Raw genomic sequence first — 582 nt, 5'->3', positions numbered from 1 at the left:
TAGAGTAACCAGTCAGCATGGAAGGTGACCTTCGCGCGGCCCTGCCTAGTGCCCAGCCCAGGGCGTTCTCCACTGAGGTAAGGCCGGGCTCGGTGACCAGGATTCCTGTGTTCAGGATCTCGGGTGCCTCGATGCCCATGCGGTGTGCGGCCTTGGCGACATCCGAACAGACGGACGAGAGCTTCGATTCGCTGTCGCTCGCGAGCGCAGTGGCGAAATCACGAGCCAACCCTGCATCGGAACGCAGGACGGTCGAGACGTCGATGGTCGGGTCGTAGACTCGATACTGAAATGTATTCGTGTGGTGCAGCCCGCTCCCTATCTCGATGTCGCGGGACCGGAAGACCATGACGAAGTCGCCGAACAGCCAATCTATGAATGAGTCAGGACCGCCCAGCTTCGGAGAAATCTGACGCGACCACGAGTCGATCGTGATGTCCTCGACCGGAAGTAGCGCTCGGAACGTGCGGTTGGCTTGATTGTCATCGGGATTTTCGACGAAATTCCTGAGTGCACTGGACAAATCGGGATCTGAAGTTATGGAATCCAGGCTGAGCTGCGGTTTGACCAGCCGGTAGACAT

The 582-nt window shown here is 58.4% G+C and carries 1 protein-coding gene; it reads right to left on the bottom strand.

From position 1 onward, the window contains the following. Positions 1 to 582 (bottom strand): hypothetical protein (locus G6R25_RS24485; RefSeq protein WP_163554705.1); only part of this gene is annotated, 582 nt, incomplete at both ends.

The sequence above is a fragment of the Candidatus Frankia alpina genome (assembly GCF_902806485.1).
Lineage (GTDB): Bacteria > Actinomycetota > Actinomycetes > Frankiales > Frankiaceae > Frankia > Frankia alpina.
The sequence above is the reverse complement of the archived record's forward strand: the minus strand, read 5'-3'. Positions and strand labels throughout refer to the sequence as shown.